The 21,110-nt window shown below is 67.1% G+C and carries 19 protein-coding genes; 12 read left to right on the top strand and 7 right to left on the bottom strand.

Annotated elements, in window-relative coordinates; translation table 11 throughout:
* Positions 1–54 precede the first annotated feature (54 nt).
* The gene (purM, locus tag EGK63_RS02645; protein WP_125899782.1) at positions 55–1,092 is read left to right on the top strand and encodes a phosphoribosylformylglycinamidine cyclo-ligase; all 1,038 of its coding nucleotides are present in this window, start codon (positions 55–57) and stop codon (positions 1,090–1,092) included.
* 182 nt (positions 1,093–1,274) lie between these two features.
* On the opposite strand, the gene EGK63_RS02640 is transcribed toward purM, so the two are convergent.
* Positions 1,275–2,867, bottom strand: coding sequence for a S10 family peptidase (locus EGK63_RS02640; RefSeq protein ID WP_125899781.1), 1,593 nt, complete (start codon positions 2,865–2,867; stop codon positions 1,275–1,277).
* A gap of 205 nt (positions 2,868–3,072) precedes the next feature.
* Here EGK63_RS02640 and purN point away from each other — a divergent pair, with 205 nt between their 5' ends.
* Together purN and EGK63_RS02630 are read left to right on the top strand one after the other, a co-directional pair.
* A complete protein-coding gene (gene purN / locus EGK63_RS02635; RefSeq protein ID WP_125899780.1) occupies positions 3,073–3,657 on the top strand; it encodes a phosphoribosylglycinamide formyltransferase in 585 nt (194 codons plus the stop codon).
* 115 nt (positions 3,658–3,772) lie between these two features.
* Positions 3,773–5,830: a M13 family metallopeptidase gene (locus EGK63_RS02630; protein WP_125899779.1), complete on the top strand. Its 2,058-nt coding sequence runs from the start codon at positions 3,773–3,775 to the stop codon at positions 5,828–5,830.
* Between the two features lie 83 nt (positions 5,831–5,913).
* Here the strand turns inward: EGK63_RS02630 and EGK63_RS02625 are convergent, their stop codons facing one another.
* Positions 5,914–6,135 (bottom strand): hypothetical protein, encoded by a 222-nt coding sequence (locus EGK63_RS02625; protein WP_371412898.1) that lies wholly within the window; start codon positions 6,133–6,135, stop codon positions 5,914–5,916.
* 116 nt (positions 6,136–6,251) lie between these two features.
* Complete coding sequence (gene ndk / locus EGK63_RS02620) at positions 6,252–6,671, bottom strand: nucleoside-diphosphate kinase (RefSeq protein WP_087139197.1); 420 nt, start codon at positions 6,669–6,671, stop codon at positions 6,252–6,254.
* 103 nt (positions 6,672–6,774) lie between these two features.
* Here ndk and EGK63_RS02615 point away from each other — a divergent pair, with 103 nt between their 5' ends.
* Positions 6,775–8,661 (top strand): ABC-F family ATP-binding cassette domain-containing protein, encoded by a 1,887-nt coding sequence (locus tag EGK63_RS02615; RefSeq protein WP_125899778.1) that lies wholly within the window; start codon positions 6,775–6,777, stop codon positions 8,659–8,661.
* A complete protein-coding gene (locus tag EGK63_RS02610) occupies positions 8,661–8,903 on the top strand; it encodes a DUF2164 family protein (RefSeq protein WP_003165418.1) in 243 nt (80 codons plus the stop codon). Before EGK63_RS02615 ends, EGK63_RS02610 begins: the two co-directional genes overlap by 1 nt.
* 168 nt (positions 8,904–9,071) lie before the next feature.
* On the opposite strand, the gene EGK63_RS02605 is transcribed toward EGK63_RS02610, so the two are convergent.
* The 4 genes from EGK63_RS02605 to EGK63_RS02590 are packed head-to-tail and all read right to left on the bottom strand — an operon-like array spanning position 9,072 to position 11,694.
* Complete coding sequence (locus EGK63_RS02605; RefSeq protein ID WP_125899777.1) at positions 9,072–9,374, bottom strand: hemolysin; 303 nt, start codon at positions 9,372–9,374, stop codon at positions 9,072–9,074.
* Positions 9,375–9,391: 17 nt separating this feature from the next.
* A complete protein-coding gene (locus EGK63_RS16685) occupies positions 9,392–9,721 on the bottom strand; it encodes a hypothetical protein (RefSeq protein WP_243637538.1) in 330 nt (109 codons plus the stop codon).
* A gap of 8 nt (positions 9,722–9,729) precedes the next feature.
* Positions 9,730–10,191: a DNA polymerase III subunit chi gene (locus EGK63_RS02595; RefSeq protein WP_125899776.1), complete on the bottom strand. Its 462-nt coding sequence runs from the start codon at positions 10,189–10,191 to the stop codon at positions 9,730–9,732.
* Between the two features lie 27 nt (positions 10,192–10,218).
* A complete protein-coding gene (locus tag EGK63_RS02590; RefSeq protein WP_125899775.1) occupies positions 10,219–11,694 on the bottom strand; it encodes a leucyl aminopeptidase in 1,476 nt (491 codons plus the stop codon).
* 157 nt (positions 11,695–11,851) lie between these two features.
* Between EGK63_RS02590 and EGK63_RS02585 the strand changes: the two genes are divergently transcribed.
* The 7 genes from EGK63_RS02585 (at position 11,852) to EGK63_RS02555 (ending at position 21,086) form a co-directional block, all read left to right on the top strand.
* On the top strand, positions 11,852–12,985 hold the full coding sequence (locus EGK63_RS02585) for an LptF/LptG family permease (RefSeq protein ID WP_125899774.1): 1,134 nt from the start codon (positions 11,852–11,854) through the stop codon (positions 12,983–12,985).
* Complete coding sequence (lptG, locus tag EGK63_RS02580; protein WP_125899773.1) at positions 12,982–14,085, top strand: LPS export ABC transporter permease LptG; 1,104 nt, start codon at positions 12,982–12,984, stop codon at positions 14,083–14,085. The genes EGK63_RS02585 and lptG overlap by 4 nt, the downstream gene beginning before the upstream one ends.
* Before the next feature lie 56 nt (positions 14,086–14,141).
* Positions 14,142–16,616, top strand: coding sequence for an LPS-assembly protein LptD (locus EGK63_RS02575; protein ID WP_243637537.1), 2,475 nt, complete (start codon positions 14,142–14,144; stop codon positions 16,614–16,616).
* Between the two features lie 102 nt (positions 16,617–16,718).
* Positions 16,719–18,095, top strand: a complete 1,377-nt coding sequence (locus tag EGK63_RS02570; RefSeq protein ID WP_207896327.1) for a peptidylprolyl isomerase — start codon at positions 16,719–16,721, stop codon at positions 18,093–18,095.
* Entirely contained in the window at positions 18,092–19,111 is a 1,020-nt protein-coding gene (pdxA, locus tag EGK63_RS02565) for a 4-hydroxythreonine-4-phosphate dehydrogenase PdxA (RefSeq protein WP_125899772.1), read from the top strand. The genes EGK63_RS02570 and pdxA overlap by 4 nt, the downstream gene beginning before the upstream one ends.
* 8 nt (positions 19,112–19,119) lie before the next feature.
* Entirely contained in the window at positions 19,120–19,932 is an 813-nt protein-coding gene (gene rsmA, locus EGK63_RS02560) for a 16S rRNA (adenine(1518)-N(6)/adenine(1519)-N(6))-dimethyltransferase RsmA (protein WP_207896326.1), read from the top strand.
* On the top strand, positions 19,929–21,086 hold the full coding sequence (locus tag EGK63_RS02555) for a pyridoxal phosphate-dependent aminotransferase (protein ID WP_125899771.1): 1,158 nt from the start codon (positions 19,929–19,931) through the stop codon (positions 21,084–21,086). The genes rsmA and EGK63_RS02555 overlap by 4 nt, the downstream gene beginning before the upstream one ends.
* Positions 21,087–21,110: the final 24 nt, after the last annotated feature.

Below are 21,110 nucleotides of genomic sequence, written 5' to 3'. Positions count from 1 at the left end.
GTCGTGGCAAGAGCGCCGCGACATATTTTCGCCCCCGATTTCGAGCCGTGACCGATGAGCGACACCCCTGAGGCCCTGAAAAACGGTCTGACCTACGCCGACGCAGGCGTGGATATCGACGCCGGAGAACAGCTGGTCGACGCGATCAAGCCCCTGGCCAAGTCCACGCGCCGCCCCGGCGCAGAGGCCTCTCTGGGCGGTTTCGGCGCCTTGTTCGACCTGAAGGCCGCCGGTTTTGAAGACCCGCTGATCGTCACCACCACGGACGGCGTCGGCACCAAGCTGAAGATCGCCATCGAGACCGGCCGCCATGACGGCGTGGGCGTCGATCTGGTCGCCATGTGCGTCAACGACCTGCTGGCCCAGGGCGCCGAGCCGCTGATGTTCCTGGACTACTACGCCACGGGCAAGCTGGACGTGGACGCCGCGCGCCGCGTGGTGGCGGGCATCGCCGAGGGCTGCCGCCAGTCGGGCAGCGCCCTGGTCGGCGGCGAGACGGCCGAAATGCCGGGCATGTATTCGGGCGGCGACTACGACCTGGCCGGCTTCTCGGTCGGCGCCGTCGAGCGCGGCAAGGTGCTGCCCTATCTGGACCAGCAGAAGTCGGGCGACGTCATCATCGGCCTGGCTTCCTCGGGTCCGCACTCGAACGGCTATTCCCTGATCCGCAAGGTGGTCGAGAAGTCCGGCCTGGCCTGGGGCGACGACGCCCCCTTCGCCAAGGACCAGACCCTGGCCCAGGCCCTGATGGAGCCGACCCGCATCTATGTGAAGCCGGTCCTGCCGCTGATGAAGGCCGACCTGATCAAGGGCGCGGCCCACATCACGGGCGGCGGCCTGATCGAAAACCCGCCGCGCTGCATCGCCGAGGGTCTGGAAGCCAGCTTCGACTGGGACTCCTGGCCGATGCCCGCCGTCTTCCAGTGGCTGGGCGAGACGGGCGGCATTTCAGACCACGAGATGCGCCGCACCTTCAACTGCGGCGTGGGCTTCATCCTGATCGTCGCGCCGGAGAACGTCGAGCCGGTGCTGGCCGCCCTGCTGAACGCGGGCGAGACGGCGTTTGTCTGCGGACAACTGCAGGCGGCGTAAGGCGGCGCCGCTTCGGATAAGACAAAGGCCCCGGTCAGCGACTGGGGCCTTTTTTTCTGCGCCCGCATTTCTCTACCGCTCACCCCGGCGGACGCCGGGGCCCAGTGAGAACCTCAAGCGCCGAGCCTAAGGCCAAAGGACTGGATCCCGGCGTCCGCCGGGATGAGCGGAGAGAAGTATCCTTAGCGCAGGCCGCCGTTCTGCGTCTCGTCGTAGAACTTGGCCATGTCGGTGTAGAGCTGCTCCAGCGCCGGGCGGGCCGTGTACATCATGTGGCCGCCTTCATAGTAGGTGAACTCCAGGTTCCCGCGCAGGTGCGGCTCCAGCATCATCTGGGCCAGGTCGTACTCCGTGCTGAAGAAGGGCGTGGCGGCGTCGTAGTAGCCGTTCAACGCCAGCACCTTCAGGTGCGGATTGCGGCGGATGGTCGTGGCCAGGTCGACCGCCGTGTTCGGCGTCGTCTGCGGGCCGCCGACCGGCGGGCGGTGGCTCCAGTCCCAGTCGAAGCCCGGCAGGCCGCGCGCCGACTGGCGATAGTCCATGTCGGTGCGGTAGTTCAGCGTCGTGGCCACATAGTCGCGGAAGATGCTGAAATAGGCGCCGGTGATGGCGCTGCTGGAGGGGTCTTCCTCAGGCGAGCCGCCGACCGCATTGGCGTCGATGCCCAGGTAGCGGGTGTCCAGACGGCCGACCGTCTGGCGACGATCGCGCAGCAGCTCCTTGCGGAAGGGGCTCAGCTCAAGGCGCAGATTGGCCTGATCCAGAACCTCCGGCGAAATGCCGATCAGGGCGCTCATCTGCTGGGCGATCTGGGCGCGCTCGGCGTCCGAGATCAGATGCCCCTTCGACAGGGCGGCCGAGTACGGGCCGATGGCGAATTCACGGGCGCGCTGGACGTGTTCCTCCAGGCTGGGCTTGTTCGGGATCTTGTTGTGATACCAGGCCGTCGCCGCATAGGTCGGCAGCAGGGTCACGAAGTTCTGCGGATAGCCCGGCTGGCGCACGCCGTAGTTCATGATCGACGACAGCAGCACCACGCCGTTCAGCGACATGCCGCGGCTTTCCAGCTGATGCACCAGAGCGCCGGCGCGCAGGGTGCCGTAGCTTTCGCCCAGCACGTATTTCGGGCTGGACCAGCGGTCGAACTTGGTCGTGTAGCGCATGATGGCGCGGGCGAAGGTGTCCGCGTCCTGATCCACGCCCCAGAAGGCCGAACCCGGCGTCTCGCCCAGCGGACGCGAATAGCCGGCGCCGACCATGTCGATGAAGACCAGGTCGGTCTTGTCCAGCAGGGTCATGTCGTTGGGCGCCAGGTTGAACGGCCCCGGTCGCTCGACCACCGGAGCGTCGGTCTGGACCCGCATCGGGCCGAAGGCGCCCATGTGCAGCCACACCGTCGGCGAACCCGGCCCGCCGTTGAACATATAGGTGATCGGGCGACGACCGACCGGCTGGCCGTCCAGCGTATAGGCCACATAGAAGAGGCTGGCCGTCGGCATGCCCGCGTCGTTGCGGACCGTCAGGGTGCCCGCCGTGGCCTTGTAGCGCATGGCGCGGCCGTGGGCGGTGATCGAGTGGCTGGTCGTCACCGTCTGCTCATCGGCGCTGGCGCGGGCCCAGTTCTTCTCGATCTGTTCGGCGTTGGCGTTGCGCAGACGTTCGGCCGCCGAGCGGACCGGCCCCGAACCGCCGCTGGACGCGGCTTCCTGAGCCATGGAAACGGCCGGCGCGGCCAACAGGGCCGCAGCGCAGGCGGCGGTCAACAGACGACGCATATAGGATACTCCCCCCCTTAGGATGCCGGACTCTCCGGCGGATCGACGCTAGCGCCGCCGTTTCCGAAGAAGCAACGGAGTTTGCGCCGGTTCATCGACGATGGTTCGGCGGCGACGCACCCTCCCCTTGGCCCTGCTATCCCTCTTGCTAAGTCGCCGTCGGGGCCGCATGGCAGTCGCGCCTTTTCCAACGCACGAGCCGCCCATGTCCGTCGCCAAAACCCGCGTCGCCGTCCTGATCTCGGGAACCGGCTCGAACATGGCCAGCCTGATCGCGGCGGGTCAGACGGCGGACGCGCCCTATGAAGTCGTGGTCGTCATCTCCAACATCGCGGGCGCAGGCGGCCTGACCAAGGCCGAGGCGGCGGGCGTCGAGGCGTTGACCGTCGAGCACAAGCCCTTCGGCAAGGACCGCGAGGCGCACGAGCGCGCCCTCGACGCCCTGCTGGTCGAGCGCGGCGTCGAGGTCGTGGCCCTGGCCGGATACATGCGCCTGCTGACCCCGTGGCTGGTCGGGAAATGGGCGGATCGGATGCTGAACATCCACCCGTCGCTGCTGCCCCTCTATCCCGGCCTGAACACCCACGCCCGCGCCATCGAGGCCGGCGACCTTGAGGCGGGCTGCACCGTCCACATCGTCACCGAGGGCGTCGATGAAGGCCCGATCTTGGGCCAGGCGCGCGTGCCGATCCAGCCCGGCGACACGCCCGACATCCTGGCCGAACGGGTCAAGGCGGCGGAGCAGGGCCTTTATCCCCAGGCGCTCGCCGATTTCGTCCGCCGCGCCTGACCCTTAACGATTTTTAATGCGACAGCCGGTCGCAGCCCGCGCAGGTTGCCCGCAAGCACGGATGCGCCGTCCCAATGGCGCAATCGCGCACGTCTGCACCACTGGGAAAGACCCGATGATGAAAACTCGCCTGATGGGCGCCGCCGCCATGGCCCTCGCCCTCGCCTTCACAGCTCAACCGACCTTGGCCCAACACGCCCACGCTTCGGCCACAGCCTCGACCGCGCCCGAGATCAAGCCCTGGGGCTTCGACCTGGACGGTCGCGATCTGACGGTGAAGCCGGGCGACGACTTCAACGCCTACGCCAACGGCGTCTATCTGCGCGACACCGAAATTCCGGCCGACAAGGCCCGCTTCGGCCCGTTCGACGTCCTGTATGAGAACTCGCAGGCCCAGCTTCGCGCCATCATCGAGGCCAGCGCAGCCAACCCGGTCAACGACAACGCCCGCAAGGTCGGCGCCCTGTACGCCAGCTTCATGGACGAGGCCCGCGTGAACCAGCTGGGCGCCCAGCCCCTGGCCGCCGACCTGGCCGCCATCCGCGCCGTGGCGAGCCACAGCGACATGGCCCGCCTGATGGGCGCCAGCCACGAAGGCTTCGGCGGCTCCCTGTTCGGGGTGGCCGTGTTCGAGGATTTGCAAGACCCCAACGTCAACTCGGCCTATCTGGGCCAGGGCGGCCTGGGTCTGCCGGACCGCGACTATTATCTGAAGCCTGACTTCGCCACGCAGCGCGAAGCCTATGTCGGCTATGTCACGCGCGCCCTGACCGCCGCCGGGTGGAGCAACCCGGCCCAGGCAGCCGCCGACATTCTGGCCTTCGAGACCAAGGTGGCCGAGAAGCACTGGACCACGGTCGAGCGCCGCCAGATCGACAAGATCTACAACCCGACCCCGGCCGCGCAGCTGGCGACCTTCGCTCCCGGCTTCGACTGGTCCGCCTTCCTGCAGGCCTCCAAGGTCGAAAGCGTGCCGACCCTGGTGCTGATGGAAAACACCGCCATCCCCGGCATCGCCCAGGTGTTCGCCGACACCCCGATCGAGACGCTGAAGGCCTGGCAGGCCTTCCAGACCGTCGATCAGGCCAGCCCCTACCTGTCCGACGCCTTCGTCGACTCGCGCTTCGAGTTCCGCGGCAAGACCCTGCGCGGCCAGCCCGAGAACCGTCCGCGCTGGAACCGCGGCGTCGCCCTGGTCGACGGCCAGCTGGGCGAGGTTCTGGGCCAGGAATACGTGCGCCTGCACTTCCCGGCTTCGTCCAAGACGCAGATGGAGCAGTTGGTCGCCAATCTCAGCGCCGCCATGACCGAGCGCCTGAAGGCCCTGGACTGGATGAGCGACGCCACCCGCGAGCAGGCCCTGCTGAAGATGTCCAAGTTCGGCGTGAAGATCGGCTATCCCGAGAAGTGGCGCAGCTATGACGGGCTGGAGCTGACGGCGGGCGACCTCTACGGCAACGTCGAGCGCGCCTCCGCCTTCGACTGGGCCTGGAACCGCAGCAAGATCGGCCAGCCGGTCGATCCGCTGGAATGGGGCATGACGCCCCAGACGGTGAACGCCTATTACAACCCGCCGCGCAACGAGATCGTCTTCCCGGCCGCCATCCTGCAGGCGCCCTTCTTCGACCCGAACGCCGATCCGGCGGTCAACTACGGCGGCATCGGCGCCGTGATCGGCCACGAGATCACCCACGGCTTCGACGATCAGGGCCGCAAGACCGACGCCAACGGCGTGCTGCGCGACTGGTGGACGCCGGAGGACGCCGCCCGCTTCGAGGAGCGCGCCAAGACCCTGGGCGCCATCTACGCCGCCCAGGAGCCGGTCCCCGGCACGCACATCAACGGCGAGCTGACCATGGGGGAGAACATCGCCGACCTGGGCGGCCTGCTGATGGCGCTGGACGCCTATAAGCGCAGCCTGAACGGCCAGCCGGCCCCGGTGATCGACGGCCTGACCGGCGAACAGCGCGTCTTCCTGGGCTGGGCCCAGGTGTGGCGCGAGAAGTCGCGTGAAGAGGCTCTGAAAGAGCAGCTGACCACCGACCCGCACTCGCCCGGCATGGCGCGCGCCGCCACCCCGCCGCGCAACATCGACGCCTGGTACGCCGCCTTCGGCGTCACCCCGGATCAGGCGGAATACATCGCCCCCGAAAAGCGCGCCCGCATCTGGTAAGCGGCGCGTCCGGCGACGGACCAAGGGAAAGGGCGTCGGCTTCGCGGCCGACGCCCCTTTTGTTTCGCCTTGCGGAGAAAGCCTTACTCGTGGGGCTTCTTCGGCGTGGTGGCGGCGCCTGCGACGGCGCCGATGACGCCGCCGGCGACCGTCGCGCCGGTATTGCCGCCGATCGCCTGACCGGCGACCGCGCCGCCCAGGGCGCCCGTGGCGGCGCGTTGTTCCGTCGTGGTGCCGCAGGCGGCCAGCAGGGCCGTCAGGCCGATCACCGGGGCGAGTTTCAGCATCATCTTCATGGCGGTCATCCTTGTTCTTCTTCGAGAGACAGCGTGACCATGAAAACGAAACGGCCCGCCCCCGGTTCCGGGAGCGAGCCGCTTTATCGCTGTGTCAGACCTCACAGAGAGGCCTGTCTCAACCCTTAGCCGACGATGTCGGCGTCCGTGAAGAACTGGGCGATCTCGATGCCGGCGTTCTCCAGCGAGTCCGAACCGTGGACCGAGTTTTCGCCGATCGACAGGGCGAACAGCTTGCGGATGGTGCCTTCAGCGGCGTCGTTCGGGTTGGTGGCGCCCATGACTTCGCGGTACTTGGCGACGGCGCCTTCGGCTTCCAGCACCTGGACGACGACCGGCTCGGCGATCATCTGCGAGACCAGTTCGCCGTAGAAGGGACGCTCGGCGTGCACTTCGTAGAATTTCTTGGCTTGGGCTTCGGTCAGCTTGACGCGGCGTTGAGCCACGATACGCAGGCCAGCGCCTTCGATGACGGCGTTGATGGCGCCCGTCAGGTTGCGGCGGGTGGCGTCCGGCTTGATGATCGAGAACGTACGTTCGGTCATGGGAGTGACTTCTTGTTTGGGAGTTTGAGGGTCGGCGGCTTATAGCGAGCGCCGCACATCTTTCCAATATCCCCGCGCGTAAGCCTTTTTCTTTCCGGTTCCCATGCTGCAGATCAAAAACCTGACCTACAACGCCTGGGGCCGCGAGTTCCTGGACGACGCCTCCGTCAGCCTGCCGCCGGGCGCCAAGGTCGGCCTGGTCGGCCGCAACGGCATCGGCAAGTCGACCCTGTTCAAGCTGATCCTGGGCGAACTGGCCGCCAACGGCGACGAAATCTCCCTGCCCAAGACCGCGCGCATCGGCTCGGTCGATCAGGAACACCCGGCCACGCCCGTCAGCGTGCTGGACACCATTCTGGAAGCCGACGTCGAGCGTCACGACCTGCTGACCCGGCTGGAAACCGCCGAACCGGAAGAGATGGGCGAGATCTGGGGCCGTCTGATCGAGATCGACGCCGACAGCGCCCCTGCGCGTGCGTCCGAAATCCTGGCCGGTCTCGGCTTCAGCCACGAAGACATCCTGCGCCCGATGGCCGAGTTCTCGGGCGGCTGGCGGATGCGCGTCGCCCTGGCCGCCGCCCTGTTCGCCGAGCCGGACATGCTGCTGCTGGACGAACCGACCAACTACCTCGACCTGGAAGGCGCCCTGTGGCTGGAGCAGCGGCTGAAACGCTATCCGCACACGGCCCTTATCATCAGCCACGACCGCGAACTGCTGAACGGCGTCTGCACCCACATCCTGCAACTGTCGAACCGCAAGCTGGACCTCTACACCGGCAACTACGACACCTTCGAAAAGACGCGGGCCGAAAAACTGCGCCTGATGGCGTCGACCCAGGCCAAGCAAGACGCCGAGCGCGCCCACCTGCAGAAATTCATCGACCGCTTCAAGGCCAAGGCGTCGAAGGCGACGCAGGCCCAGTCGCGCGTCAAGCGGCTGGAGAAGATGCAGCGCATCGAACTGCCGCCCGAAGAGCGCGTCGCCCCCTTCACCCTGCCCTCGCCCGAACGGCCCCTGCCCCCGCCGCTGATCCGGCTGGAGAAGGCCAACGTCGGCTATGAGCCGGGCAAGCCGATCCTGAAGAACCTCAACCTGCGGATGGACCTGGACGACCGCATCGGCCTGCTGGGCGTCAACGGCGCGGGCAAGTCGACCTTCGCCAAGCTGATCGCCAAGGCCCTGACCGTCGAGACGGGCGAGTTCCATCGCGACGGCAAGATGCGCGTAGGCTGGTTCCACCAGCACCAGATCGAGGCGATGGACCCGACCGACACGCCGCTGGAGATCATCCGCCGCGCCATGCCGGACGCCTCGGAGAGCAGCCGCCGCAGCCGCCTGGCCCAGTTCGGCCTGCCGTTCGAGAAGCAGGAGACCACCGTAGCGTCCCTGTCGGGCGGCGAGCGAGCGCGCCTGCTGCTGAATCTGGTGGCGATGGATGCGCCGCACATCCTGATCCTGGACGAACCGACCAACCACCTGGACATCGACAGCCGCCGCGCCCTGCTGGACGCGCTGAACGAATATACGGGCGCGGTCATCCTGATCACCCACGACCGCTCGCTGATGGAGCTGGTGGCCGACCGCCTGTGGCTGGCCGCCGACGGCTCGGTGAAGCCGTTCGAAGGCGACATGGACGACTATCAGAAGTTCGTTCTAGACCGCGCCAAACAGGCGGGGATGAAGCCCAGCCAGGTCAAGCACGAGAAGGTCGCGGCCGAGGCGTCCGCGCCCGCCGCCGCCCCCAAGGCTGAGAAGAAGAAGGGCCCCTCGCCCTCGACCCTGCGCCATGCGGTGAAGAAGGCGGAAGAGAAGATGGCCCAGTTGACCGCCGACCTGGCGCGTCTGGACGACGATCTGGCCAACGCCGCCGTCAATGATCCGAAGAAGCTGGAAGGCCTAACCCGCTCGCGGGCCAAGACCCAGACCGATCTGGATCAGGCCGAGATCGACTGGATCGCCGCCGAAGAAGCCCTGGCCGAGGTCTCCTGATGAGCAAGACGCCGCCCCTGCTGACCAAGGACGAGATGCAGGAGGCGTCCGCCCGTCTGCGCGCCTACCTGCGCGACGAGATGGAGGTGGAGGTCGGCCAGTTGCCCGCCGAGATGCTGGTGGAGTTCATCGGCCGCGACATCGGCCGCCTGTTCTACAACCGCGGCCTGCGCGACGCGGAGACCGTGGTGCGCCAGAAGGTAGAGGACGTCGCCGACGCCCTCTACGGCCTGGAGCGCTGAGCAGAGCAACCCGGCCCGTTAATCCGTCATCCCCGGGCTTGTCCCGGGGATCCAGACACACGGGTCGAACCCGTCATACACCGCACGCCTGATACCCGGCGGCGTGATTATGGATTCTCGGGACAAGCCCGAGAATGACGGAAAATATCATGGGTTCAGCACTCAAACTCAGCCGCAGCTGACGCGCGTCACGACGTTGGTCTTGTCGTCATAGGTGAAGGTCACGCGGTTCTCGCGATAGTCCATGGTCGCCGCGCAGCTGCTGCACAGGACGCGGAAGATGCGGCCTTCCGGCGCGGTCGGAATGGTCGAGCGATTGCGGCCCACATACTCCTGATAGTCGCTGGCCTTGCAGGCGACGGGGGTCGCCTCGCCGCCCGGCGTCGGCGTCGCGCCGCCGCCCTGGGTCGGGGCGCAGGCAGCCAGGGCGAGGAAACTCACAGCGGCGCTCAGGGTCAGAATCGTCTTCATGGCGGCGTCCTTTTCGATCAGCCGCAGCGAACCTGCTCGACCAGGCCCGTCTGCTGATTATAGAAAATATTCAAGCGGTAAGGCGAATAGTCTTCGGTTACGGGACAGGTCGTGCAAGCGACGCGACGGTTCACCACATCCACCGGAACGGGAATCTGGCTGCGCGGTTTCCCGACCAGCCACTGAAGCTCGCCGGCCTTGCACATATCGCCGTCGATGGTGCGAACGCCCGGTTCGGAAAGATAGGGCCGCTCGGTCGAGGAGACCGGCGTCCGGACGGGCGCGGTCGGCTGGCCGGCGGGCCGGGCGGGCGGCGAAGCGCAGGCCGACAGGGCGACCAGGCCCACGCCCAGGATCAGGCCGCCTTTTCCCAGCGGCCCTCGTCCGATTGTTTCCAGTAGGCCAGGTCGGCGCCGTCCGCCTTCAGCGTCCGCCAGCGCCCGCGCGCATGGTGCAGCGCCTGCTCGTCCCGACCGTCGAAGATGATGAAGCAACGTGCGAACTCCTGCGTGGCCCCAAGCTCTGAATCATCGACGATGAACAGCGCCTGAGCGCCATTCAGATTCTCGCCCGATTCGGACAGAAGCACAGGCTGGCGCGCGGCATGGTCGCCATCGGCCCGTCCGTGAGGCAGGAAGCTGTCGTCGCGGTAAGTCCACAACAGCTCGTCGATGTCGTCGAGCCGGTGCGAGGTCGCGCCCCGGATCAAGGCGCGCCAGCCCCGCTGAAGCGTGCGCTCCAGCAGGGTCGGCAGCACCTGATCCAGCGTCGAGCGCTCCAGGTGGTAGAACCAGATTTCCGGCTTGGCGTCAGACACCCGGCCCTACCCCTTCAAAGACGTGTTTCAGCCTTCGTAGTGGTCGGCGACCATGCGGTCCAGCAGACGCACGCCATAGCCCACGGCGCCGTCCGGCACGGTCGGGTTCTTGGAGTCCTTCACCCAGGCGGTCGAGGCGATATCGATGTGCGCCCACGGCACGCCGTTGGTGAAGCGTTGCAGGAACAGGGCGGCGGTGATCGAGCCCCCCGCCCGGCCGTTGCCCATGTTCTTCACATCGGCGATCGGGCTGTCGATGTGGCGGTCGTATTCAGCCGGGATCGGCATCCGCCAGGACTTCTCGCCCACCTTCGGACCGGCGTCGGCGATGTTGGCGGCCAGTTCGTCGCTGTTGGTGAAGACGCCCGCATATTCCAGGCCCAGTGAGATGATGATGGCGCCCGTCAGGGTGGCCAGGTCGATCATGAACTTCGGCTTGAAGCGATCCTGCGTGTACCAGAGCGCGTCGGCCAGCACGAGGCGGCCCTCGGCGTCGGTGTTCAGCACCTCGATGGTCTGACCCGACATGGAGGTGACGACGTCGCCCGGACGCTGGGCGTTTCCGTCCGGCATGTTCTCGACCAGGCCCAGAACGCCGACGACGTTGACCTTGGCCTTGCGGCCGACCAGGGCGTGCATGAGGCCGGCCACGGCGGCGGCGCCGCCCATGTCCCACTTCATCTCTTCCATGCCGTCGGCGGGCTTCAGGCTGATGCCGCCGGTGTCGAAGCAGACGCCCTTGCCGACGAAGGCGATGGGGGCCTCGCCTTCCTTGCCGCCGTTCCACTGGATGACGGCCAGCTGGCTTTCACGCACCGAGCCCTGCCCGACGCCGAGCAGCGAGCCCATGCCCAGCTTGTGCATCTCGGCCTCGCCCAGGATCTCGACCTTGGCGCCCAGGGCCTCCAGCTCCTTCACGCGGCGCGCGAACTCGGCCGGGTACAGGATGTTGGCGGGCTCCGACACCAGATCGCGCGAGAACAGCACGGCGTCGGCCACGGCCGACAGCGGCTGGAAGGCGGCCTCGGCGGCCTTCACGTCCGAGGTCACGACGCGCACGGTCGTCACCGACGGAATCTTATCGGCCTTCTGCTTGGTCAGGTATTTGGCGAAGCGATAGGCGGCCAGGCGCACGGCGAAACCGGCGCGGGCGGCCAGTTCCGGCGACAGGTGCGACGCCTCGATGGTCAGGACTTCGGCGCCCGACAGCTTGGTCGCCTGATAGGCGGCGGCCGCGGCGGTTTCGACCGCCAAATCGTCCAGCTTGTCCGCCGCGCCCGCACCGACCAGCAGGACGGCGTTCGCATCGATCCCAGCCGGAGCCGCCACGTTCAGGGTGCTGTTGGCCGCGCCGGTGAAGCGGCTGTTCTTCATCGCCTTGGCCAGGGCGCCCGAGGCGGCCTGATCCAGCGCCGAACCGGCGCCCGCGAGGGCTCGTCCTTCGTGCGCCAGCACGGCGAGAATTTCGGCTGCGCCCGACGAAGCGACGAATTCGATTTTCATAAACTGACTCCAGACCGAGAAATCATGCCCCGGTGACGCTTGAATTTGCCATGGTCGCGGCGACGGTTTCGTCGGGGCGGCCGGATGTGTATTACATGGCTCGCATCGCCCTGGGCTGCAACACGTTCGCAGCCGATTATACGACCTTACCCGCCGCATGACCCTGATTCAGAGGTATCTTTTCCGCCAGATCGGCCTGCCCATCGTGGCGGCGGTCGCGGCGCTGGCCGGGATAGGCCTGCTGAGTCAGAGCCTTGACCAATTGGAGGTCATCGTCGAGCGCGGCCAAAGCGTCTGGGTCATGGTCAAATTGACCCTGCTGGCCCTACCGCAGCTGATCGCCGTCATCCTGCCCATTGGCCTGTTTGTCGGCGCCCTGATCGCCCTGACGCGGCTGCAGCGCGAGCAGGAGCTGACCGCCGCCTATGCCGCCGGGGTCAGCCGCTGGGCCCTGATCCGGCCCGCCCTGCAGATCGCCCTGATCGTCACGGTCATCGCCCTGCTCGTGAACGTCTTCGTCCAGCCCTGGGCCCAGCGCGAGGGCCGTCGCCAGGCCTTCGCCATCCGCACCGACCTGGCCGCCCTGCTGGTCGAGGAAGGCCGCTTCGTCCAGGGGCCGGACGGCCTGACCGTCTACGTCCAGCAGATCGAGCAGAACGGTCTGATGAAGAACCTCTTCGTCTACCTGGACAACGGCAAGACGGTCACGACCTGGGACGCCGAGACCGCCCGCTTCGGCCGCGTCGACGGCCTGCCGGTGCTGACCATGCAGAACGGGTCGATGCAGCGCTATTCCTCGCGCGAGGTGCTGAACCAGCTGTCGTTCGACCAGCAGGTTTTCGACCTGTCGCCCTATGCCCAGACAAACGAAAGAATCCGCTTCAAGCCGTCGGACCTGTGGCTGACGGACCTGTTCGACCCCACCCCCGCCCTGCTTGAGACTGCAGGAACGCGCGGCGAACTGGCGGCCGAGGGGCATTCACGCCTGGCCTCGCCGCTCTACGCCCTGGCGGCCATGGCCTTTGCGCTGGCGGCCATCCTGGGCGGCGCCTTCAGCCGGACCGGCTACACAGGGCGAATCGCCAAGGCGGCGGGCGCCTTCCTGATCCTGCGCGTCATCGGCTACGGCCTGGTCGCGGCCAGCGCGTGGAACGGCGCACTGAACATCCTGCAATACGTCGTGCCCTTGGCCGCCACGGCCCTGGCCCTGCGCATCCTGTTCCGCGCGCTCAAACCGCGCCGTCGCCGCGCCTTGTCGCCGCTGGCCCGCGTGAAGGCGAGGACCGCATGAAGCTTCGTCTCGGGCGCATCGAACGCTATGTGCTGATCCAACAGATGAAGTCGCTGGGCGTGGCCCTGGCCGTCATCGCCGCCCTGGTCATGTTGATCGACTTCGTCGAGGTCTCGCGCGGGCTGAACTCTTCCGGCGAGTTGTCCAGCGCGCGGATCCTCGGCCTGGTGCTGGTCAAATCACCATCCGTCATCCTCCAGCTTCTGCCCTTCGTCTTCCTGTTCGGCACCCTGGGCGCCTTCGTCAGCCTGAACCGGCGCAGCGAGCTGATCGCCATGCGGGCGGCGGGCGTCTCGGCCTGGCGCTTCGTGCTTCCGGCGGCAGGCGCAGCCGTGCTGATGGGCGCGCTCACAGTGACGGTTCTGGGCCCGATGGCCGCAGCCGGAGACGGCATCTGGCAGCGCGAACGCGGTCGGATCTCCGGTTCCGTTCCCGGAGGAGAAACCGCTGAGTCGGTCTGGCTTCGCGAAGGAGACGAGAACCGGCAGATGATCATTCGCGGCGGCCGCCAGGAACAGGCCACCGGCCGTCTGCTGGACGCGACCTTCTTCATCTACACCACGACGTCCGGGGGACGGCGCGTCTTCACGGAACGGATCGACGCCGCCACCGCCGCCCTGAACGCCGGACGCTGGCGCCTGACCGACGCCAGGGGCGCCCAGACCGGACAGCGGGCCGTGCGCTACGCCACCCTGGATCTGCCCTCCAACCTGGCCGACAAGGAAGCCTTCCAGCGATTCGCCCGACCGCAATCCACGCCGTTCTGGTCCCTGCCCAACCAGATTCGCCGGATCGAGGACGCCGGGTTCGCCTCCACCGCCTATCGGCTGCGGCTGCAGCAACTTCTGGCCACGCCGCTGGTGTTCGGCGCCATGTCGATCCTGGCCGCCGCTTTTTCCTTGCGACTGATGCGCCTGGGCGATCTGGCGCGCATGACGGTCGCGGCCGTGGTGCTGGGCTTCGCCTTCTTCTTCCTGAACCAGTTCTCGTCGGCCATGGGGTCGGCTGAGGTGGTGCCGCCTATCATCGCCGCCTGGCTGCCGCCTGTATTGACGGCCCTCGCCGCCTTCACCTTGCTGTTCTATACCGAAGACGGCTAATCGAGCGGTTTCGCCCGCCCTCGCATGACAGTAGCCGGCAACAGAGTGGATAGTGCATGATCAACCGCCGCCTCCCCCGCATGGGAGCCCTGCGCCTTCGGTTGCTGACCGGGGCGGCGTTGGTCATAGGCGCGCCCTTGGCCGCAAGCCCGGTTTTAGCCCAGCAAGCTCAGGCCCCGTCGCAGATGTCGGCGACGCCTTCGCAGACCCGCAACGCCGACGGCCTGACGCCTGAAGCCGTCTATGTCGACGCGGATGCAACCCAGCGTGAAGGCGAAGTCGTCTCCGCCCAGGGGTCAGCCGAGGATCGCGTGCTGGCGCGCTTTCAGGATCACAGCCTGCGCGCCCAGGACGTCACCTACGACCTGAAAAGCCGTATCGCCACGGCGTCCGGCGACGCCGAACTGACCGCGCCTGACGGATCGGTCGTGCACGCCGAGCGCATCGAGCTTGATTCCGACCTCAAGGCCGGCGTGGCCGTCGATCTGGCGACCCGCCTCGCCGACGGCTCCAGCCTGATGGCGGCGACCGCCGTACGGCGCTCTGAAACCGTCAGCGAGTTAAACCGGGTTATCTTCACGCCCTGTCCCGTCTGCGCGGCGGATGGCGGCAAGACGCCCAGCGTCTCCATCCAGGCCTCCAAGGCGGTCCAGAACGAAGAACTGCGCGCGATCCTGTATCGCGACGTGGTGTTCCGCGTGGGCGGGGTGCCGATCTTCTACCTGCCGGCCTTCTCTCACCCGGACCCGACCGTTGATCGCGCCTCGGGCTTCCTGGTCCCCTGGGGCGATTACCAGGCAGGTCGGGGGGTCTCGCTGGAGATTCCCTATCTGCACGTCATTTCCCCATCCGAGGACGTGCTGTTCAGCCCGCAATTCAACACCAAAGTCGCGCCGCTGCTGAACCTGCAATGGCGCAAGCGATTCGCCGACGGCATGATCGTGGCCCGCGGCGGCTATACCTATGGCCGCAGCTTCGGCGACTTTGATCTGGATGGCGACGGCGACGCCGAGAGCAACGTCCGCTTCGGCGACAAGACCAGCCGCAGCTATCTGCTGGCCCACGGCGCGTTCGATCCCGCAGGCCCCTGGCGCTGGGGCTTCACGGCCGAGCGCGTGTCGGACAAGACGCTGTTCGACCGTTACGACGTGCGCAACGCCTATCAGGACAACGGCCTTTACTATGGCGACAGCCGACGTCTGATCAGCCAGATCTACGCAGAGCGTCAGACCGAACGATCCTATCTGTCGGTCGCCGCCTTCTCCATGCAGAGCTTACGGCTTGATCCGTCCTATGCCGACACGGATTTCCGTGACGCCGACGGCTATCTGGTGTTCGAGGACGACAACACTCTGCCGCTGGTGGCGCCTCTGATCGAGGCCCGGTGGGAACCGGACGGCCCCGTCTTCGGCGGCCGTCTGCGCCTGCGCGGCTCAGCCGTGGCGTTGACTCGCGATGCCTATGTCGGCTTCCCGACCCTGGCGCCCGAGTTGATTCCCGGCGGCCCCACCGACGGCCTGCCCGGCGTCGACAGCCGTCGCGTCACCGGCCAGGCGGAATGGCGCCGGACGATGATTTCCCCCATCGGCGTGCGTTGGGAGCCCTTCGTCGACCTGCGTACCGACTTCTACTCAGTGAGTGACCTGCCGCCCGCCATGGGCGTGGGAACCGAGACCTACACTCGCGCCCGGGCGAGCGCCGGTGTCGATATCAGCTATCCCCTGTACCGTCGTCTCAGCGCCTCGTCCGACCTGATTCTGGAGCCGATGGCCCAGATGTCGATCTCCAACAAGGCCGACCTGGATCCGCGCATTCCGAACGAAGACAGTCAGATCACGGAACTGGATCACCTGTCCCTTTTCCGCATGGACCGCTTCCCTGGTTACGATCTGCTGGAAGGCGGTCTGCGCTTTACGGCGGGCGCCCGCGCGACCTTGCGCTGGGACGATGTGCGTTCGGCCAGCTTCTTCATCGGCCGCAGCATGCGCGCCGATGACCAGGACGAATATCTGACGCCCATTCCTGACGATCCGACGCGTCTCTACGACCCCTCTGGCCTGGCCGGACGGACGTCGGACTGGGTGGTGCAAGGCACGTTCAATCCCTCGGATCGCATGCGCGGCTGGTTCCACGCCACGATCGACGGCAACGGAGAGATTCGTCGCGCCGAGGCGACGGTCGATGGCCGCTGGGGTCGTCGCAACCTGGCCAGTCTGAGCTATATCGTGGACAACTCCAACCCGCTGAACGGTCCGGAGAACCGCAACTACGAGTTTGTTCAGCTCTCGGGACACCAGTTCGTCTATGGCAACTGGGGCGTGGCGGTGACCGGCATCGCCGATCTGGAGCGAGACATCATCACTCGTTCGGAAGTCGGACTTCTGTTCGATGACGACTGCTTCCGAATCGAACTGGGCTGGCGTCGCGACAACACTCGGGTGCGCCCCACCGGCCCCACCGAGGGCGTCTATATTCGTCTTAACCTCGCCACTTTTGGAGGTTCAGGCTATGATCGCAACAATATGCGGTAGGCATGGCGTGCATTGCGGCTTACGGGGACGTGCGCCCTGGCGTGGCGGCGCTGACGGCGTCGCACATCGGGTTGGGACCGCTTTAGGGAATCAGGACTGACGATGCGTTTGAAGCGTTACTCTACGGGAGCCGCACTGGCCGCCCTGATGGTCGTTGCGGCCGTGGAGCCTTCATGGGCTCAGGCGACCTCGACACCCGCGCCTCAACAGCAAGGCGCCCAGGCGCAACCGGCCGCAGGCGCCCTGAACCCAGCGGCGGAAGAAGCGCCACAGCGCGCGACCGCCGCGCCTCAGTTCCGCATGGCCGATGGCATCATCGCCACGGTCAATGACCGCATCATCACCGGCTTCGACCTGCGTCAGCGGATGCTGGTCGTCATGGCCATGTCGCAGATGCAGCCGACCGAAGAGAACATCGCCGCCATCCAGCAGCAGGCGCTCAACGATCTGATCGAGCAGCATCTGCAGGCCCAGGAAATCGCCAAATTCGATCAACTGAAGATCACTGACGAAGAAGTCGACCGCGAAATCGCGGACATGGCGCGCCAGACCGGCGCCAGCCCCGACGCCTTCGTCTCCTTCCTTCAGCAAGGCGGCATCGCCATTCCGGCCTTCCGCGAACAGATTCGCACCGAGGTCGGCTGGCGCGATCTGGTCGGCGGCCGTTTCCGCGACCGCGCGCGGGTCAGCAAGAGCCAGGTCGATCAGGCCATGCGTCAGCTGACGGAATCCGCCACCAAGCCCCAATACCTGGTTGGTGAGATTTATATCGAGGCCGCTCGCGTCGGCGGCATGCAGGAAGCCGTGAACGGCGCGCGCCAACTGGTGCAGCAGATGATCCAGGGCGCGCCCTTCATGGCCGTCGCCCGTCAATTCTCCGCGGCTCCTTCCGCCGCGCGTGGCGGCGACGCCGGTTGGGTGGTTCAAGGCACGGTTCAGCCTGCGCTGCAAACCGTCATGGACACGCTGGAAGTCGGCCAGCTGTCGAACCCCATCCCGGTCGATGGCGGCGTCTACATCCTGTACATGCGCGACAAGCGTTCGGGCGCTTCGACCAGTATGGTCAAGATGAAGCAGATCATGGTCGAAGTGCCGGAAAATGCTGACGACGCCCAGGTAGCCGCCGCCACCCAGCGCCTGGAGGCCCTGCGCGGCCAACTGACCTGCGACAACATTCTGGACCGCGCCCGTTCGGAAACCGGCCTGCTGGGCGCGGACCTGGGCGAAAGCGACGTCGATGACCTGGCGCCGCAGTTCCAACAGGTCGCCCGCTCTGCCGAACTCGGCTCGATCAGCACGCCCGTCCGCACCCCGCTGGGCGTCCACCTGCTGGCCGTCTGCGACCGTCGCCTGGGGGGTCCGGAAGCCCCTTCGTCGCAACAGGTCGAGGCGCGTCTGCAGAATCAGAACTACGCCATGCTGGGCCGGCGTTATCTGCGCGATCTGCGCGAAGACGCCCTGATCGAAATCAAGCAATGACGATGGTCCGGCCGCTCATCGTCACGATGGGCGACCCCGCCGGCGTGGGGCCGGAAATCATCGCGCGCGCCTGGTCGGTGCTGGGCTCCGCGCCTGGCCCTTTACCGCCGGTCGTGCCCTTCGTCGTGGTCGGCGACGCTGAGGTGCTGAAGGCGCAGGGCCCGCCGGTGGAAGCCGTCATCAGCCCTGCCGATGCGGCCAGTGTCTTCGGCCGCGCCATCCCTGTCCTGCACCATCCGGCGCCCGCGCCCGTGACGGCGGGCCAGCCTGAGCCCGCCAACGCCGTCGCCGTGGCCGATTGGATCGAGCGTGGCGTCGATCTGGTACTGTCGGGCGAAGGCTGCGGTCTGGTGACGGCGCCTATCGCCAAGGCGCCCATGTACGCCTCGGGCTTCCGCTTTCCCGGCCACACCGAGTTCATCGCCGAACTGACCGCCGACGTCCCGTTCAGCGGCACGCGCGGCCCGGTGATGATGCTGACGGCGCAGAACCTGCGCGCCTGCCTCGTCACCATCCATGTGCCGATCGACCAGCTGCCCGAGCTGGTGACCGGCGAGCGCGTCGCTCGCGTCGCCCGCGTCGTCCACGAATCGATGAAGCGCGATTTCGGCATCAGCGCTCCGCGCCTGGCCATGGCCGCCCTCAACCCCCACGCAGGCGAAGGCGGCGCCATCGGCCTGCAGGAGGTGACGGTGCTGCGTCCCGCCGCCGAGGCCCTGCGCGCCGAGGGGCTGAACATCACCGATCCCCTGCCCGCAGACACCCTGTTCCACGAAGAGGCGCGGGCGCGCTACGACGCCGTGGTCTGCCTCTATCACGATCAGGCGCTGATCCCGGTGAAGACGCTGGACTTCTGGGGCGGGGTCAACGCCACGCTCGGCCTGCCCATCGTCCGCACCTCGCCCGACCACGGCACCGGCTTCGACATCGCCGGCAAGGGCCTCGCCCGCGCCGACAGCTTCATCGCCGCCGTCCGCCTGGCTTCCGAGATGGCGTCCGCCCGCGCGGCGCGCTAACAGGCCTCGTGAACGATCATCTGCCCTCCCTGCGTGAAACGCTCGACGCCCACGGCCTGTCGGCCAAGAAGAGCTTCGGCCAGCACTTCCTGCTGGACCTCAACCTCACGCGGAAGATCGTCCGCTACGCCGGACCCTTCGACGGCCGCGCCGTCATCGAGGTCGGTCCCGGCCCCGGCGGCCTGACCCGCGCTCTGCTGGAGAGTGACGCGGGCAAGGTGGTGCTGGTCGAGAAGGATCCGCGCTTCATCCCCCTGCTGTCCGAACTGGACGACGGTTCGGGCCGCCTGACCATCGTCGAGGCCGACGCCCTGAAGGTGAAGGAAGCCGATCTGGTCGAGGGACCGGCGCACCTGGTCTCCAACCTGCCCTACAACGTCGGCACGCCGCTGCTGATCAAGTGGCTGACGGGGCCGTGGACGCCGTGCGCCCTGACCCTGATGTTCCAGAAGGAAGTCGCCGAGCGCGTGGTGGCCCAGCCGGGCGAGGACGCCTATGGCCGTCTGGCCGTCATCAGTCAGGCCGTGGCCGAGGCGCGCATCGTCATGCACCTGCCCGCAGCCGCCTTCACCCCGCCGCCGAAGGTGGCCTCGGCCGTGGTGCATCTGATACCCTTCGCCGAGCGCCCCGCCCCCGACCGCCTGAAGCGGCTGGAACGGGTCACGGCGGCCGCCTTCGGCCAGCGTCGCAAGATGCTGCGCTCCAGCCTGAAACAACTTGGCGGCGCCGCCCTGTGCGAAGCCGCTGGAATCGAACCCGACGCCCGCGCCGAGACCATCGACGTGGCGGGCTTCCTCAGATTGGCCGACGCTTTGACATGACAGTAGAAATCGAACCCTTCCGCGCCATCGCCATCAGCCGCATCGCCCATGAGATGAAGGCGCAGGGCCAGACGGTCATCCATATGGAGTTCGGCCAGCCCTCGACCGGCGCCCCCAGCCGCGCCATCGCCGAGGCCCACCGCGTGGTCGACGCCGAGGCGGGCGGCTATTGGGAAAGCCCCAACCTGCGCGCCCGCGTGGCCAAGCTGTACAAGGACCGCTACGGCGTCGTCATCGACCCCGAGCGCGTCATCATGACGGCGGGCGCCTCGCCCGCCCTGGTGGTGGCGCTGAACATGCGATTCGCCCCCGGCGACCGCGTAGCTATCGCCCGCCCCGGCTATGTCGCCTATCGCAACACGATGAAGGCCCTGCACATCGTCCCGCAGGAGATCGACTGCGGCCCCGACGTACGCTTCCAGTTGACGGCCAAGGCCCTGCGCGAACTGGACCCCGCGCCTCAAGGCGTCATCATCGCCAGCCCCGCCAACCCGACCGGCACCGTCATCGCCGAGGATGAGCTGAAGGCCATCGTCGAGGTCTGCCGCGAGCGCAACATCAGCATCATCTCGGACGAGATCTATCACGGCATCACCTACGGCCACGACACGCCTTGCATGCTGCAGTTCGACGACAAGGCCATGGTGGTGAACAGCTTCTCCAAATACTGGAGCATGGCGGGCTGGCGCCTGGGCTGGCTGATCCTGCCGGAAGAAGAAATCCAGCAGGCCCGCGCGCGCATGGGCAACATGTTCCTGACGCCGCCGACGCTCAGCCAGTTCGCCGGCCTGGCCGCCATGGACTGCGAAGAAGAGCTGGAAGCCAACATCGACGTCTATCGCGCCAACCGCGAGCTGATGCTTGAAGCCCTGCCCGCCATGGGCCTGCGCTCGATCGCCCCGCCGGACGGCGCCTTCTACATCTATGCGGACATCGGCCACCTGACCAACGACAGCATGGCCTTCTGTGAGAAGCTGGTGCGCGAAACCGGCGTGGCGACGGCGCCGGGCGTCGACTTCGATCCAGTAAACGGCCACCGCTTCATCCGCTTCAGCTTCGCCGTCTCGACGCCCGAGATCGAGGACGCCCTCAGCCGTCTGAAGCCCTTCTTCGCCGCCCGCACCGAGGAAGCACAGGAACAGCGGACAGCCTAGAAGCGTTCGACAAGCCCCGGAACC

Source organism: Brevundimonas sp. 357 (assembly GCF_003938605.1).
Lineage (GTDB): Bacteria > Pseudomonadota > Alphaproteobacteria > Caulobacterales > Caulobacteraceae > Brevundimonas.
This window is presented reverse-complemented; position numbering and strand designations above follow the sequence as displayed.